Raw genomic sequence first — 16,706 nt, 5'->3', positions numbered from 1 at the left:
GTCTTATTTTTTAAAATGTGATATTAAAACCAAATGATACAGACTTGGCTATTGGATAACTTCCGAAGTCAAGAGCCATTGCACTATTATATGCATTAGTTTCAGGATCACTACCCGGATAGTCTGTAAATGTGAAGAAATTATCAAGTTGTACATATGCCCGAACTGATTCCATTCCAATTGGATCCATCAGCTTTTTGGGTAACTTATATCCCAATTGTATTTGTTTAATTTTGAAGAAAGAAGCATCGAACACAAACGCATCTGAATTATAGAAACGAGGATCATTCATCTGATAAAGAGGAGAAGGTAGCGAAGCCTGGGAATTACTGCTGGTCCAACGATTTTCGTATAGAAACGCAGGACGGTTACTTTGTTCATTTCCTGCAGTACTCATCATTGCATACACCATGCTGTTTCCAGAAGTTCCAGTTCCATAAATACTTACATCAAAATTTTTATATGAAGCAGATAAAGTCAAACCATAAGTATAGTCTGGTATAGCGTTACCAAGATCGGTACGATCAGCTTCTGTAATTTCGCCTTCACCTGTAAGATCGGCAAATACAGGAGCTCCGGTAGTCGCATCAACTCCATCTAATTTATACCCTCTGATATACCATAATGGATACCCTTCTTCAAAAAACGTTGTATAGCTGCTGGCAGCAAGCATTCTCGAACCTTGAATACGTATTCCTTCTCCCCGATATTTTTTCACGTTATTATTTACTGTGGCAAAACTTCCCCGTACCTCATAACTAAAGTCTCCAATTTTATCTTTCCATGTAAGCTCCAGCTCTAATCCGCTATTGGTTACCTCGCCAAGATTCTGAAAAACGGTTTCTGCTCCTGTTACAAGTGGTGCTACCGATTGAACAAGTAAACCATCTGTAAGCTTATAATAATATTCAATCGTAGTACTTAGCCTATCATTCATAAATCGTAAATCAAGACCATAATTTTGTTGTTTTGAGCGCTCCCAGCGTAACTCAGGATTTGCTAAAACGGAATTAGGATAAGTTCCCCGATACAATTGGTCGTCCAACCAGTACGCCATATTTGCGGTATTCCCCTCAAGATCATATTGACCAGTGCGGAGAGTAGCGGCATACATGTAATTCCCAAGGTTGCTTATAGATCCATTAATACCATAGCTGGCACGTAACTTACCATAAGTAAAAAAGTTACCTTTAATATTTTCCATGAAGTTCTCATTAGAGAATGTCCATCCGGCAGATAGAGATGGGAAGTATCCCCAATTGTGATCAAGGTCTAAATAGGCAGCATCGTATGAATCAGCACGAAAGTTGGCCTGCACATTGTATCGATTCATATAATCCCAGCTTAAACGTCCATAATAGGCAATCTGACGTTGGTAGGATAGATTTCCCGTGACAAAATCATTAGCGCTCGTGGTACTATAATTTAAATAGACGAAATTATCCTCTTCACTTGACAGCTCGTTTGTTTGTGCTCCAACAATATTATACTCTTTGTTGATGTAACTTGTTCCTGCCATAATCGAGAAATTCCCAGCTTGTTCAGTTTCAAGCATATAATTAATGAAGTTCTCCCACTGATAATATCTGGCAGCAACTTGCTGTGATTTCAAAACAAGGGGAGCATCTACATCCTTAAAGTAACCATCCCATCGTGTTGGATTATATTCTTGGTTTGCCACATTGCCGAGGGTATATCCTAAACGAGATGTAAAGACAAAATTCTTAAACGGTTTAATGTTTGCATAGGTCATACCATTAACCGAGAAAGTTTTATTCGCCGTATTACTGGTTTGAACAGCGGCTAAAGGATTTAATCCATCGCGTGCCCAGCTGTAACCATAATAATTCCCATCATCACTGGTTATAGGATGCAAACCATTTGCAATAACCGTCTGAACACGAGACGGTAAATTATTTGAATCGTAAAAAACAGGGGTCAGTGGATCTGCAAGCACAATATCTTTCATCATACCATATTGCACGTTATTTTCAGATAAAGTAGAACTATTAACACTAGTGATGGTATTATTAGACCCCACTTCTAACCATGGCTTAATGTTATAGCTTGAATTAATTTGTCCGGTAAAGCGTTTATAGTAGTCCCTGTCTAACCTCACCATTCCATCATTATCCATGTAACCAAGAGAAATAAAGAATTTTCCTGATTTGTTTCCTCCCTGCAAACTTAAATTGTACTTCTGCATTAGGCCAGTCTCATACATTTCATCTTGCCAATCTGTATCAGTTCCTGTAATGTAGTGCTCGTTGTAAAGAGATGTAAAGACATCACCAAATGCTTCGGTATAAAATTGCGAATACTGCTCAGCATCTAACAAATCTACCTTATTGGCAAGATTGGAAAAAGACCATTGCGCATCAACAATAACTTTTGTCTGTCCCTGGCTTCCTGATTTGGTGGTAATTAAAATAACACCGTTACCAGCTTCGGCTCCATATATTGCAGCACTGGCGGCATCCTTTAGAACCTCCATACTTTCAATACTGCTTGGTTCCAAATAGCTAATATCGCTCACTTTAAGACCATCTACAATATAAAGAGGATCACTCGACCCATTCGAGCTATAACCACGCACTCTTAGAGTAGGTGTGGCACCTGGAGCTCCTGAGTTATTAACAACTTGTACGCCGGAAACTCTACCTTGAATTGCTGAAGCCGCGTTTGATCCAAGTGTACTAGCCAACTCTTCTCCCTTTACACTACTTATTGCACCGGTTACGTTGCTTTTCTTTTGAACACCATAACCAATTGCAACAACTTCGTCCAAACCTATTGTCTCTTCCTCGAGCACAACATTAATTTGTGTTTGTGAACCAATTTCAATTTCCTGAGTTTTCATCCCAACAAATGAAAAAGATAAGATTTTTGCATCAGCTGGAACTTGAAGTAAATAGTTTCCTTCAAAGTCTGTTGTAATACCAATCGTAGTTTCTTTAACAACTACAGTTACCCCGGGAAGAGGTTCTCCGTTTGAATCGGTAACCATCCCTGATATGGGTCTAGTCTGAGAAAAAACACTCATTGTAACCAGCGTACAGAGTGCTAATGCAAAAAGAAACCTTAACGTTTTTCCATGCATGGGCAGAAAAGCCCAATTTCTGTGATTTTTCATAAATATAAGATTTAATTAATTCCCAAGCGAATTACGCATCGCTTTCGTTTCAGGAACAATCTTATACAATTAGGAAAACACTGACGCCTCAATGCATATGCCGCATTAAATATACGTCTTGACTTTGCAATTATTAGACGTCTCGATTTTGTAGGAGACTATAATACTGAAAGTTACACGAATAAAAGAAACACAGATTTAAATGTATAATAGCTAACTAATCGTGTTTTTTTGGAACTACAATGTGGTTCTTTTTAAATTCAGAGGGGGTTATTCCAGTGTATTTTTTAAAAAAGTTATTGAATGCCGCTTTCGAGTTAAAACCACTTTCGTAAGCGATAGCAACTATAGACCAATGACTATAATCTGGTGATACAATCAATTTTTTAGCATGCTCCGTACGATATTCATTTACAAATGTGTAAAAGTTTTTTTGCAGATTGTCGTTTAGTATTTGTGTAATATAGTGTCTCGGAATTCCGGTTATCTCTGAAAGCTTGGCAACAGATAGTTCATTGTCTTTCCATGGCTCAAGTTTATTCATATCATCAACTAGTTTCTTTAAGTATTCCTCAACTTTTGAAATCTCCTTCAAACCTGATTTTTGATATTTATCAGGACTCGAATCTTTAAAAAGAAACTTACTTAACACAACAGGTTTTCTGTCCGTAATCAGGTATTGTTGTCTAAATCCAAAGTAGCTTAACAGGTATATAAATAATAATTGTATTGCATTTCCAATATCAGTAAATCCATCAAAGTTAAATGCTTTAAAATAGTAAGTACTTAATACGACCAGGAGACCATTCGTTAAATAGTATCCTACAATAACCACAATTAACCAGGATAGGTTAATTTTTGAAGAATCGAAAGAATATGAATGGCTAATTCGTTTCTTATAGAAATAAATAAGCAGCAATGCAACAAGTGAATATCCTGTAAGTGTGAGGTATAACAGATAAGTTAACATTTTTGAAGGTAAACCTAATTCTCTAACGTCAAGAGAGAAGAATTCCCCTGGATTTGCGATATAGGAAAAGAAAATTGCAATAAAAGCAACTAATGATGGAATAAAAAATAATATGTATTTCTTCCTGAATTTACTATCACCGGAAGTAATAAAAATAGTGTACAGAACAAGAAATTCGGGAAAAGTAATTGTTAATAGATATGGTATTTGCCAGATGTAATTTTGTATATTGTAATATACAATCAAAAAATTAAAAATAAACAGAAAAGAAGACATCAACAACCAAACTCCCAATATCTTATCTGCAATACGTAATGGTCTTTTTGAGAAAACCAACAAAGTTGCAAACAAACAGTGAGCCATTCCGATATATATAATTGCCATTTTTACTTCCATCAAGACAAACCTTAAATTATATTAGGAATTGAGGTACCTTTTCACATCGATTTTAGCCGAATATAAATTAAAATAACCATCTACAGCATTTTGAACATTCAAATGTTGCAGGTTTTATGTTAGAATCAAAACTCTTTTTCCTACTTCTATAAATGTAAGGAATTTATTAACTACCTACATCTCCAATAGCTTCCTGTATATTAATAAAGATAACAAATCAATCCACAATAAGAATGTATGACTATTAATACATCTCATGAAATAATGATAATAGTTTGTTTTGCTATCAGCCCCCTACCTCCCTCAAGTGAGGCAAAAATGATATTTTTAAAGATCTGTTAAGATGATTTCAGTTTACTCATATTCACTAATTATCCCGCCAGTAATGCGAAGTAAATCGGTATTGGACTGAATCAAGTTATAAATTGCTCTGTATTTTGATACAACGGCATTTAAATATACCACCTGAATATCGCGATAATTGAATGAGTTAATTGCCCCGCTTTTTAACTTTTCTTCCGATAAATCGAGGTTTAAACGTGCAGTAGAAACCGTTTCTTCGGCTAGTTCAAGCACCGCCTTTTGTACATTAAAGTTACTGTGTAATTGTACTAGCTGATTGCTTAGGCTATGTTGCATCTGGTCGGTTTGAACCTTTGTAACATCTTCATTAATTTTAGCAATTTGAATACCCCGGCGTGTTATTCCTCCGTTAAAAATATTAAACGACAAGGTTACCCCAACATAAGCACTGGCAGAGTTTTGCCCGTTATTAGGAGTACTGCCTGAATAATAATTATCCATCCAGGTATTTCCAATACCGGTATTTACACTTATAGAAGGGTAAAAATTACTTTTTGCTAGTTCAGTTTCTTTGGCCAGTAAACTCTGGTTTAAATACTGGTTTTTTAAAGTTTGGTTATTCGATAACATTTTGGATTTCAAGTCTTCTACAGAGTATTCGGGCATGGTAGTTTCCAATTCACTCGTGAATTCCCATACAATATCGTCTTGTACGCCCAAAACATAATTTAAAGTCCGTATCGAGTTTTCGAAATCAACTTTTTGTTGCAAATAAGTCGATTGATCTTCCAGCCACGAGGTTTTTGCCTGTAGCATCTCATAAGTAGTACTGGCACCTATTTCTCTGCTATCTTCTGCCCGACGATAGCGATCTTCCGACAGATCGCTAAGTTCCTTCATTACATCAACCACTTCTTTTTGCAACAAACAGCTGTTATATGCAACAATAATATCCTGTATAGTACTTTCGACCAAAACCGCCGTATTTCCATGCGACTGGGCTTCCATCTCTTCGAGTTTACTTTTTGTAATTTTTGCTGAAAAACCATTAAAAACTACCCAGTTTAAGCTTACCTCGGGCGAGATAGTTTGTGTGCGATAATTTTCGTTGTCGTTTATATTGAAATTTTCTCGCCCATTCAGATTGAAATTAACAGATGGTAAAGCACCAGTATTCCCCCAGTGGTTATTGACACTGGCTATTTGCTCATTCTTTCTAATAATCTGAAGGTCGTAATTGTTTTCTAAACCAATGGTTATAGCATCTGTTAATGATAAACTTTGTTGCGCCTGAACACTACCCGTTATTAATAGAATGAGTAGTGGAATTATATATTTTAATTTTTTCATGATAATATTTTTGTAAAAAGCTGATAATTTTTTGTAAAGGAAGCCAAATAATAAACTACCTGTAATCCTCTTTTTTAATCGAACTCTTTGGCCATATTCTGGCTTAACGTCCGTTCAATATTTGCATTAATAACTGCTGTTTCAACTGATTCCGGTTCAATTGGCACTTTTGAACGAATACTTCGAAGCACCAGGGTCGCTTTATTTGATAATACAATTAGTACAGGTAAAATGATGAGTATAAATACAGTGCCAAACAAAATACCATAAGCCAGTGCAATTGCCATAGGAATAAGCATACGGGCATCAGGACTATTTTCAAGTATTAGTGGCATTAAACCTGCCGTGGTTGTAACAGTGGTTAAAAAGATAGCCCTGAAACGTGATTTCCCGGCATCTTTAACCGCTTCCAATACTTTCATCCCTTTCTCAAGATTTTGGTTGTATTTAGCAATAAAAACAATAGCATCGTTAATTATTACCCCCGATAGGGCAACCATTCCCCAAAGGCTCATCATTGAAATTGGTTGACCGTGAATACCGTGTCCCCAAATAGCTCCAATAAAACCTAATGGTATCATCGCGATCACCAATATACCCTGTCGGAATGATTTAAAATAGAACATGATTATCAAGACAATTACCAAGAACGCCAATCCGAAATAAAGCATCATACTTCCCATCTGTTCCTGCGTATCTTTTTGTTGCCCCTGATGCATATAGGTTAACTGTGGATGATTCTTTTCTATCTCTGGTAAAATATTGGTTTCGATATAATCCAATATATCCGGTACGGATTGGCTCATGTCTTTTTGATACGCATCAACCCGAATCTCGCGACGTCCGTTATAGTGGTTAATGGTACTCAAACTCCGTGCAGTTGAGATTTCAGCGATCCTTCCCAGCGGATAATTACCACTTTGAGTGTGTATTAACATATTTTCCAGCTGGCCAATATTTTGACGATTATCTCGTGTATAACGCACATAAACCCAGATTTCATCTTTGCCTTCCTGAATACGTTGCGCCAGTGCTCCGTAAAAACCTTGTCTAACTTCAGCCATCAACGATTGTTCGGTAATTCCCAGGGCGTATGCTTCGGGTTTGAGTTTTAATCTTAACTCCTGACTTCCGATCTGACTGTTATTGGTAATATTAAACAATGCAGGCATTTTTTCTAATTCGGCTTCCAGTTCATTTTTCGCTTCTTCCAGGTCATCAGGATCGTAACCCAGCAAACTTATTGAAACCGGTGCACCAAAACGATTCGAAGCTCCGACAGCAAATTTATAAGCTTCGGGTATTTTACCCACCTTGTCCGAAATTTCTCGTTTCAATAGTTCATCCGAAACCTGCGTATCTTCCAGCGGATTCAGAAACACACGGATCATTCCGGCATTTGTTCCTGATTCGGCCCCACTAAACGAACTTCCCATTGTAACATTGAGAGATGATACATAAGAGATTGTATCACCATACTTTTCCATTAACTCGTTATTTACCTCCCAAATTTTATCTTCAATATAAAAGAGCTTTTCTTTTGTTATTTCTTCATTTACTCCGGGTTTTAAAGCCAAATCAATAGAAAACATATCGGACGGCGTCTGTGGGAAAAAAGTAAAAGCAATTTTTCCACTTCCTACCAGACCAACGGAAAGAATAAACATTGATGTAACAAATGCTATAGACAGCCCTTTATGATTTAACATCCATTGCAGAAATGGAGTATAAATTTTATCCCTGAAACCAAAGATTATTTTATCTACTTTAACACGTAATTTCCCGTAAAACGATTTTTCGTTTTGTGGTTTTAAAACATGAGGATTGGCAAGGTGACCCGGCAAAACAAACATTCCTTCAAGTAATGAAAACAGAAGACAAATAATAACAACAAAAGCCATTTCATACATCATTTCCATCCGGCCTTCGATAAACAAAAGCGGAACAAAGGCAATAATAGTTGTTGTTACCGATGTAAATACTGCTGGAAGAACTTCCAGAGTACCGTCAATAGCTGCGCGACGTGGGGACTTACCTTTTTCAAAATGCGTAAAGATATTTTCGCCAATTACCACTCCATCATCTACCAGGATACCGATAATCAGAATCATCCCGAAAAGGCTTATTAAGTTAATAGTTACTCCTGTAATACCAGCAACAATAAACATTCCAAGGAATGAAGCTGGAATACCCCAGGCCACCCATAACGAAAGGCGAATATTTAAAAGCAGTGACAGAAGAAGGATGACTAAAAAGATTCCCAGTAAACCATTATTTATCAGTATGGAAAGTTGCCCGTCGATCATTTCAAGAAAATCCATTCTTACTTCAATGGTAAAATCGTCATGTTTTGCATTAAACTCATCGATATATGCATGAACTTCGTCTGAAATTGCCTCCAGATCTTCACTAATTAGTTTCTGAACCATAAAACTAACCGCCGGTTTTTTATCGATAAATCCGTTGCTTGGATCTTCCGGTCCTTGCAATGTAACGGTTGCAACATCGCCAATTTTTACCAACTGACCGTTTTCATTTGCTTTAATTACAATTTGTTTAATGTCTTCCGGATCGACAGAGCGTTGGCGGCTAATAACTTTAATTTGTTCACGTGGATTACGGATTGTCCCCCCTGAAATATCAAGATTATTACTGGAAATGGCATTTTGAATTTCATTGAAAGTAAGATTGAAGCGGCGCATCTGTGTTTCATCCAGTTCAACAGCAAGTTCCAGGTTCCTGGGTAGTCCCATGATCGATACTTGCGAGATTTTACCTGTAGCCAACAAATCATCTTCAATCAGGTTTGCCATACGGTTTAATTCCAGAATATCATTTGATTCAGAAACCAGTGACATAAACATGGCCATATCTCTCGACCTTGATTTTGAAACAATAGGGCGTTCGGCAGCCGCGGGAAAGTTCGAAATGCCGTCAACTGCATTTTTTACTTCTGCCAACAATTCATCCATATTGTAACCATTTAATGCGGTAATGGTTATACTGGCAGAACTTTCGCGTGATTGTGAAGAAAACTCTTTAATACCGGCAATTCCACGAATGCTGTTTTCAACCAGAGAAGTAATTCCTTCATCCATCTCTTTTGGTGTGGCCCCCGGATACATCACTGTTACAGTGATGGTCTTTGATTCAACCAAAGGTAAAGTTGCCTTTCGCATATTGTACAGTGAAATTCCGCCAATAAGCAACAAAACAAGAATTACCATTTTCCCATAAAATGGATATTTTACAAATTGTGTTAATATTTTTTTCATTTTTATTTTGAATTAAAAAAATAAGAGTACCGGGTCGCAAGGTGAATACGACATTTAAAAGCAGCTAAAGTCAACAACCTGCTACCTTGCCTGATACTCTGCGTTTGGGTTTATAGAAGCCAGTGATTCTGTGACAATTAATTGTGAGTCTCCTATTCCTGAAATAATATAAGAATCGTTAAGTTTTCTGACTACCTGAATTTCTTTTTTCCCGAGCTTACCGTTTTTTAATTCATAAACGAAACTTTGGTCAATAACTGCTTCGCGTGGAATCTCGTAGCCTGTAACTCTTGAGTTTCCTAATACAACATCGACATACTCTCCTTCAAGAAAACTTTTTTTGCCAGCCAAGGCCTGATAAGTCAGATAAACATTAACTGATTGTGTTTCCTCGTCAACATAACCAGAGATGCGCGAAACTGTTGCAGTTTGCTTAAGTCCGTTATGTCCCTGAATTTGTACACTGTTACCCCTTTTTATCCATTCCAAATCGTTTGGAAAAACAGGTACAACAATCTCCAGTTTATCAGAACGGATGAGATTAGCCAACTCTGTACCCGGATTAGCAACTGCACCTATCTCCTTATTAACCGTTTTAAAGATCCCATTAAATGGCGCACGAATAGTGTACCTGGTCAGATTGATCTCTTGTTGTTGTAAAGAATAATAATTAGTCAAAACGCTATTCGCTGCCAAAAATACTTTCTCTTTATCAGAATCAATTTGTGGTAATTGAGGAAGAGGTTTTTCGGGATCAACAGAATTAAAAAAGGTGTTCCATTTTGCAAATTCATTCGGATAATCCACTTTTATGTCCGGTAAAATCTGCGAAATGGTCTGCAGTAAACTACTTTTACCCGACTTAAGCGCGACCTTAACATCTTCGCTGTAAATAGTTAATAATACATCACCCTTTTTAAAACTCTCACCAGCTTTAAACCGAACATCGCCTTGCATAATCTTTCCAGATACTTCTGCTGATAACGAAATATTATCAAACGCTGCAACACGCCCACGATAAATCATATCTGATTCTGTTTCAACCAATTTTACTTTATCGGCTTTAACATACATTACATTGTGGGCAGTACCGTCCGTCTCTGGTTCCGGTTTCGTTTTAATTAAAAACCCGGAAACACCAAAGGCAACCAATATTAATACCAGGCTCGCCAAGCCATACAAAAGTTTGTTTTTCATGATTAAATGTTTTCTGTTTTTCATTCTAAATTTTCCAACAGCAAATATGAAGAGGCAGTGTTTATTTATAAAAAATAATAAACGAAAGCGCCTATATGATGAACGAAAAGCCATTTTGGCATTGAAATCGAGAAAACTTACATTCGTTCAACAATATGGTTGGTTGGTATATGAATTTTGTATTTTGGTTTATACAATTTCCTGATTTGAAAAAAGGCTGCTTAAATTTGTCCTTCACGAAGATTCAGTGTATAGTGTGCTATCCTGTTCTACTTATTATAACAAAGACGGTAAAATGATAAAATTACATCGAAAAATATGGATACCATTGGTACTATGGTTGGTACTGTTTTTATTTATTTTTAATATCATAAATTATTTTAACAGTTCGCTTTTCGCATTTGTAAATGCAGCATACGAAACAATAATTAATTGTGTAATGTTTTACGTTACTACAATGTTTTTATTCCCGCGATTTCACAAAAAAGGAAGAAAATACTTCTGGATCTCATCTCTTGTAATAATAGCATTCGCGATAGTTGTTATCGTTGTTGATTATTATATTCTTCCTGATTTTCGTGCAAGCAATCCCAACCAGCCTCCTGCTCCATTACATATCTTTAGGTATCTTTTTAGCTTTGGTTTTATATTTTTCGTGGCTACCTCCTTCAGGTCAATGGAGCAAACAAATAAACTATTGAAGTTGGAAAAACTGCTCACGGAAGAAAAACTAGCAACGGAGCTAAAGCTCCTAAAAGCACAAATCAATCCACATTTTATATTCAATGCCTTGAATAACATTTATTCACTAACGTATATGCAATCACAAAATGCCCCTCAGAGTGTTCTTAAATTATCCGATATGTTACGTTATGTATTTTACGATTGCAACAAAGACCGGGTACCTCTCTCCGCTGAGTTAAAATATATCGAGAACTTTACGGCATTTCAGCAAATGAAATCAGAATTTACGCAGAATATAAAAATTGAATCAGAAGTAAATGGTGCCAATATTGAAATTGCGCCAATGCTTTTTATCCCCTTTATTGAAAATGCATTTAAATATAGCCGGATCGAAGAATATGAATTAGCTTATGTTGATATAAGTATTAAACACGCAAGTAATAAATTACATTTCCATATTGAAAACACTTTACCGGAAAACAACAAACCGGCCCCTGGAAGTGGTTTGGGAATAAAAAATGTGAAGCACCGACTCGAAATTATTTATCCTCAAAAATATGAATTATTCATTGATGAGCAGAATAGTTCTTATAGTGTTGACTTAATATTGGAACCATGAAAATTAAATGCCTGGTAATTGATGACGAACGTCTCGCACGTGAGTACATCAAGAATTATATTAGTAAAATACCGGAATTGGAATTGATGGGCGATTTTAATTCGCCACTAAAAGCAACAGAACTGATAAAAAAGGGTGATGTCGATTTGCTATTTATCGACATTCAGATGCCCGATATTACTGGAATCGATTTTGTTAGGAGTCTTACAAACAAACCTGAAATAATTTTTACCACGGCTTATCAGGACTACGCTTTGGAAGGTTTTAATTTAAGTGCCATCGACTATTTGCTAAAACCATTTTCGTTCGAACGCTTTTTTCAGGCGGTAAACAAAGTAATTGATAAATTGGGAAGTAAAGTTGACGCTCCTGATCAGCTACCACTCCTCCCCGATCAGTCGGAAACCACTTACGCTGATTCTTACCTTACTATTAGAGCTGACCGCAAATTCTACAAAATAAATTTCAACGATATTAAATACATTGAAGGGCAAAAAGCTTATGTAACTTTTCACACCAATAAAAGGCGAATTACAGCGCTGGCATCGTTAAAGGAGCTAGAGGAATCGCTCCCTAAAAACTTATTTATAAGGATTCATAAATCTTACATCGTGGCAATTCAGGAAATCCTTTCACTCGAGGGAAATGTACTAGAAGTGGATAATTTAAAGTTGCCTGTTGGAAAAATGTATAAAGAAGATGTAATGAAGATATTTGAGGTGTAAAAATATTAGAACAGTTATAACATCAATCAACGGAAACTATTATTCGATTTTTGTATCTTTGAGATTGAAATTATTATTGTTGAAATTTAAGAGAGACTTTACCGAGAACAAAAATTTTCAACCTCTCTAGGACATTGATTTTAAGCGCATAGGAAAATACAAAATCGTCCTTTACTGGGCACAGACCAACAGTCAAGCAGATACATTCCTAACCATATTTCATGCAAATCTTTTTCAACAATCCACACTAAATCTCAATTCAAAATATTTAACCCCAAATTAAAAGAGACTATATCGAGAACAAAAGAACGATGAATTCCAATTCACAAAATTGCCTTCAATTTCTTCATATCATCCGAAATCTTCTTATCAACTATTCGTGCATAAACTTGTGTGGTTTTTAACGAATTATGCCCTAACATTTTTGATACAGTTTCTATCGGTATTCCATTTGAAAGTGTAACAGAGGTCGCAAAAGAATGCCTGGCAACGTGCATGGATAAATTCTTTTTAATTCCACATATTGTTGCCAACTCTTTAAGATAAGCATTCATTTTTTGGTTCGAACGAACTGGCAATAATAAGCCTTGTGATTCATTCCATGCATAATCTTTATATTTTCTCAAAATTTGTAAAGCATTCGGAAGTAAAGGAATACGACACCGGTTCTTTGTTTTGTTCCGATCAATAATAATCCAATCTTCACCATCATCACCTTTGTGTATATGTTGGTAACTCAATTTGGCAATATCAGAATAGGATAAACCTGTATAACATGCGAAAATAAAAACATCGCGCACAATGGCAAGCCTATCAATCGGAATACGTTTCTTCTCTATTTTTTTAATTTCCTTGAGAGTGAGAAAGTCTCGGTTCGCATCACCTCTCTTAACCTTGAAGTTTTCATATGGATTCCTAACAATTAATCCCATTGAAACCGCATCATTCAACACCTTTTTCACATGCCTATGATATCCCCACACTGTGTTTGTTCCTATATTGTGTTTCGATTTTAGATAAATGTCAAAAGCACTCAGAAAAGTATAATCTACCTTTTTTATCTCAATATCTTTCCGAAAATAAAATTCCTTTACAAAATCCTTTAATCGCGTTAACGAAGTACGATAGTGTTTTAAAGTTCCTTTGGAATAGCCTTTCCCTAACTTTTTTTCAATTGATTCGATAACTGACTCAAATAGCTCAATAAAATAATCTTTCGAACTGGTACCTGTGATTTTTTCTTTGATCGTATAAACATCAAAATCATCATGACTTGCTTCCAACTGATTATAGATATCATAAATTCCAGATACGAATTTCAACAAACGATTATTGAGGATTCTAATTTCCTGCGAATTCCCGGCAATTTCCTGCCTTGATTTATCCCAACTATCTACATCCACCAAAATTGACGTTGACAGCTCAATTCTTCGTCCATCCATCACACAACGCGCATAAACAGGGCATTTCCCGCTGTTCTTACTCTTCGATTTCTTTAACAGAAGACTAATTCTGATTCTCATAACTCCTAAATTTTTAAGTTTTAGGGTCTCTATAGGTCTCTTTTTGGGTAAAATTACCCCAAAAAGTGCCGTCTCACAACAGCAAAAGAGACCAATTCAGACCACATTAAATTATGAATATCAGAGAGTTACGAAAAAGAGACCTATTTTTGAGCCAAAAATCGATGGGTCTCGATTTAGTCCCCTTTTTTTTGGTGTTTTTTGACTTATTATGAATTACCGCAAAAGAAAAAAGCGCTGTAAATCAACGATTTAAGCGCTTTTGGTTCGGAATGATTTCCGGTTTGGTGACTCAGCTGGGTCTCGAACCCAGGACCCCATCCTTAAAAGGGATGTGCTCTACCAACTGAGCTACTGAGTCATCCTTGTAGTGCCGTTGTTTCTCAAAGGCGGGTGCAAAAGTAATTATTATTTTTTTCCACACAAATCATCAGACACTTTTTTTCAAAAAAAATCCATTTTTTTCATTTCTCATCGCACAGTAAATTTCGACCAGACACCACAAATTGTCTTTAAAAATCGCTCATCTCCCACAAAAAGAACACCTTACAAACACGCACTTATTTGAACAGTTTTATTTCAGAAAAATAATTTGAAGAGAAAAAATTTTAATACTAGCTTTGATTCTTTCAAGCAGCTATTGTTTGAACTGAAGGACAACATAATACTACACCACTTTGATAAGTACCGAAGGATATATTGTACTCGCAATTGTATTGTTAACGATTATCGCCCTTGCAAAAGAGTTGATGCGTCCGGGGCTTATCTTTTTCTCCTCGGCAATTATTCTGATGGCGACAGGAGCAATAAGCGACAAAGAAATGCTGGCCGGTTTTTCCAACAAGGGAATGATTACCATCGGCATTCTGTTTATTGTTAGCGAAGGAGTGCGGCAATCGGGAATACTGAACCGTCTGGCACAAACTTATCTCCCGAGAAAACGCAGAAAAATGGTTTCACTGATTCCACAGATCATGCTTCCGGTTTCGGTTTTGTCGGCTTTCTTAAACAATACTCCGGTGGTAATTATTTTTGCTCCAATCATAAAAAAATGGTCGGAGAACTTAAACCTCTCATCCAAGAAATTTCTGATACCACTTTCGTACGCTACAATTTTTGGAGGAATGTGTACACTTATCGGTACATCTACCAACCTTGTTGTACACGGTTTGATTCTGGAGAACGGATACGAAGGTTTCAGCATGTTCGAGTTGGCGAAAATAGGTGGCTTTGTTGCGATTGCCGGTACCATTTACATGACTGTTTTTAGTAACCGACTACTGCCCGGCGAGAAAATCTTCTTCAACTCAAAAAGCTCTACCGAATACAAAGACTACCACTACGACATTATAATTACGGAGAACAGCAACCTTATTGGCCTTGAAATAAAAAATGGCCGAATGAAAGAGCTTAAAGGCCTGATTATTCAAACCATTAACCGCGATGGCAATATAATTGAAACTAAAAAAGGCTCGTTTAAACTTCTGGCTGACGACAAGTTACTTGTTGCCGGAAAATCGGATCGGTTAAATTATATTCTTGCTAATTCAAATGTAAAACTGAGTGGTATTGATTTGATAAAAAACGTGCCAAAAGAAAAGCTGAAACAATACGAGGCTGTATTGTCGCCACGCTTTCCGGCAATTGGCAAGAATATTCACGAGTTTAACTTTTACGATCACTACCAGGCAGTGGTGCTTGCCGTACACCGAAACGGAGAGCGTATTACCAGCAATAAAGACAAGTTGCACCTAAAAACCGGCGATAATCTTGTTTTACTTACCACCGAAAAATTTATCGAAAACTGGGGCGATTCAAAGATCTTTTTGCTTACATCATATATTCGCGATTACCGCAGCACGGGAACTTTCTGGAAAAAATGGTTAGCGTTTATCATTTTGCTGGGCATGATTGTGGGCACCACCATTGGCAAATTCCTTTCGTCGCCCGATGGTTTAACCTTGGATATGTTCTTTTTTGCATCAATTGCTGCCATGCTGTTGATTTGGCTAAAAATTATGCCTCACCAAAAGTACACCAAGGCCATTAGTTGGGACGTTCTGATTACCATTGCCTGTGCCTTTGCCATTAGTAAAGCCATGCAAAATTCAGGTGCGGCCGAAATTTTAGCACGCACTACCGTTAATTTCTCGAAAGGATTTGGGCCCCTTGGCGTTATGGCAGCACTGTATATTCTCACGGCTATTTTTACCGAGATTATCACCAACAATGCTGCTGCGGCATTGGTATTCCCGATTGCACTTGCAGCTTCGCACCAATTAAATGTCGATCCGAAACCGTTTTTTGTAACCATTGCCATTGCTGCATCAGCAAGTTTCTCAACCCCAATTGGTTACCAAACAAATTTGATTATTCAAGCGATTGGTAACTATAAATTCCGCGACTATTTAAAAATCGGTCTTCCGCTGAATTTAATCGCATTCATTTTATCGATGCTACTTATTCCCTACTTCTGGAGCTTCTAGTTTTTGCGACATTTTGCCCCTTATTTAAATTCATTCTTAAGAAAG

General features: G+C 36.7%; 9 protein-coding genes and 1 tRNA gene. 3 read left to right on the top strand and 7 right to left on the bottom strand.

The genetic code is table 11. The features are described 5' to 3' along the window. Nucleotides 1-10: 10 nt before the first annotated feature. The 5 genes from QZ576_RS14795 to QZ576_RS14775 all read right to left on the bottom strand — a co-directional run bounded on the left by QZ576_RS14795 (nt 11) and on the right by QZ576_RS14775 (nt 10,624). Entirely contained in the window at nt 11-3,133 is a 3,123-nt protein-coding gene (locus QZ576_RS14795) for a TonB-dependent receptor (RefSeq protein ID WP_297098514.1), read from the bottom strand. A 217-nt stretch (nt 3,134-3,350) separates the two neighbouring features. Continuing rightward, on the bottom strand, nt 3,351-4,499 hold the full coding sequence (locus QZ576_RS14790; protein ID WP_297098511.1) for an AraC family transcriptional regulator: 1,149 nt from the start codon (nt 4,497-4,499) through the stop codon (nt 3,351-3,353). 354 nt (nt 4,500-4,853) lie between these two features. Continuing rightward, nucleotides 4,854-6,152: a TolC family protein gene (locus tag QZ576_RS14785; protein ID WP_297098509.1), complete on the bottom strand. Its 1,299-nt coding sequence runs from the start codon at nt 6,150-6,152 to the stop codon at nt 4,854-4,856. 74 nt (nt 6,153-6,226) lie between these two features. Continuing rightward, nucleotides 6,227-9,427 carry an efflux RND transporter permease subunit gene (locus QZ576_RS14780; protein WP_297098507.1) on the bottom strand — a complete coding sequence of 1,067 codons (3,201 nt, stop codon included), beginning with the start codon at nt 9,425-9,427 and terminating at the stop codon, nt 6,227-6,229. An 81-nt stretch (nt 9,428-9,508) separates the two neighbouring features. Beyond that, nucleotides 9,509-10,624 (bottom strand): HlyD family efflux transporter periplasmic adaptor subunit, encoded by a 1,116-nt coding sequence (locus QZ576_RS14775; protein ID WP_297098504.1) that lies wholly within the window; start codon nt 10,622-10,624, stop codon nt 9,509-9,511. 703 nt (nt 10,625-11,327) lie between these two features. Here QZ576_RS14775 and QZ576_RS14770 point away from each other — a divergent pair. Next, nucleotides 11,328-11,927 (top strand): sensor histidine kinase, encoded by a 600-nt coding sequence (locus QZ576_RS14770; protein ID WP_297098502.1) that lies wholly within the window; start codon nt 11,328-11,330, stop codon nt 11,925-11,927. Next, nucleotides 11,924-12,652, top strand: a complete 729-nt coding sequence (locus tag QZ576_RS14765) for a LytTR family DNA-binding domain-containing protein (protein WP_297098500.1) — start codon at nt 11,924-11,926, stop codon at nt 12,650-12,652. The genes QZ576_RS14770 and QZ576_RS14765 overlap by 4 nt, the downstream gene beginning before the upstream one ends. A gap of 323 nt (nt 12,653-12,975) precedes the next feature. Here QZ576_RS14765 and QZ576_RS14760 read toward each other — a convergent pair whose 3' ends face one another. Both QZ576_RS14760 and QZ576_RS14755 read right to left on the bottom strand, forming a co-directional pair. Then, the gene (locus tag QZ576_RS14760; RefSeq protein WP_297098499.1) at nt 12,976-14,175 is read right to left on the bottom strand and encodes a site-specific integrase; all 1,200 of its coding nucleotides are present in this window, start codon (nt 14,173-14,175) and stop codon (nt 12,976-12,978) included. 285 nt (nt 14,176-14,460) lie between these two features. After that, nucleotides 14,461-14,536, bottom strand: a tRNA-Lys gene (locus QZ576_RS14755). A 316-nt stretch (nt 14,537-14,852) separates the two neighbouring features. Here QZ576_RS14755 and QZ576_RS14750 point away from each other — a divergent pair. Next, nucleotides 14,853-16,661, top strand: coding sequence for an SLC13 family permease (locus tag QZ576_RS14750; protein ID WP_297098498.1), 1,809 nt, complete (start codon nt 14,853-14,855; stop codon nt 16,659-16,661). The last annotated feature ends 45 nt before the right edge of the window (nt 16,662-16,706 follow it).

The sequence above is a fragment of the uncultured Draconibacterium sp. genome (assembly GCF_913060805.1).
GTDB lineage: Bacteria > Bacteroidota > Bacteroidia > Bacteroidales > Prolixibacteraceae > Draconibacterium.
This window is presented reverse-complemented; position numbering and strand designations above follow the sequence as displayed.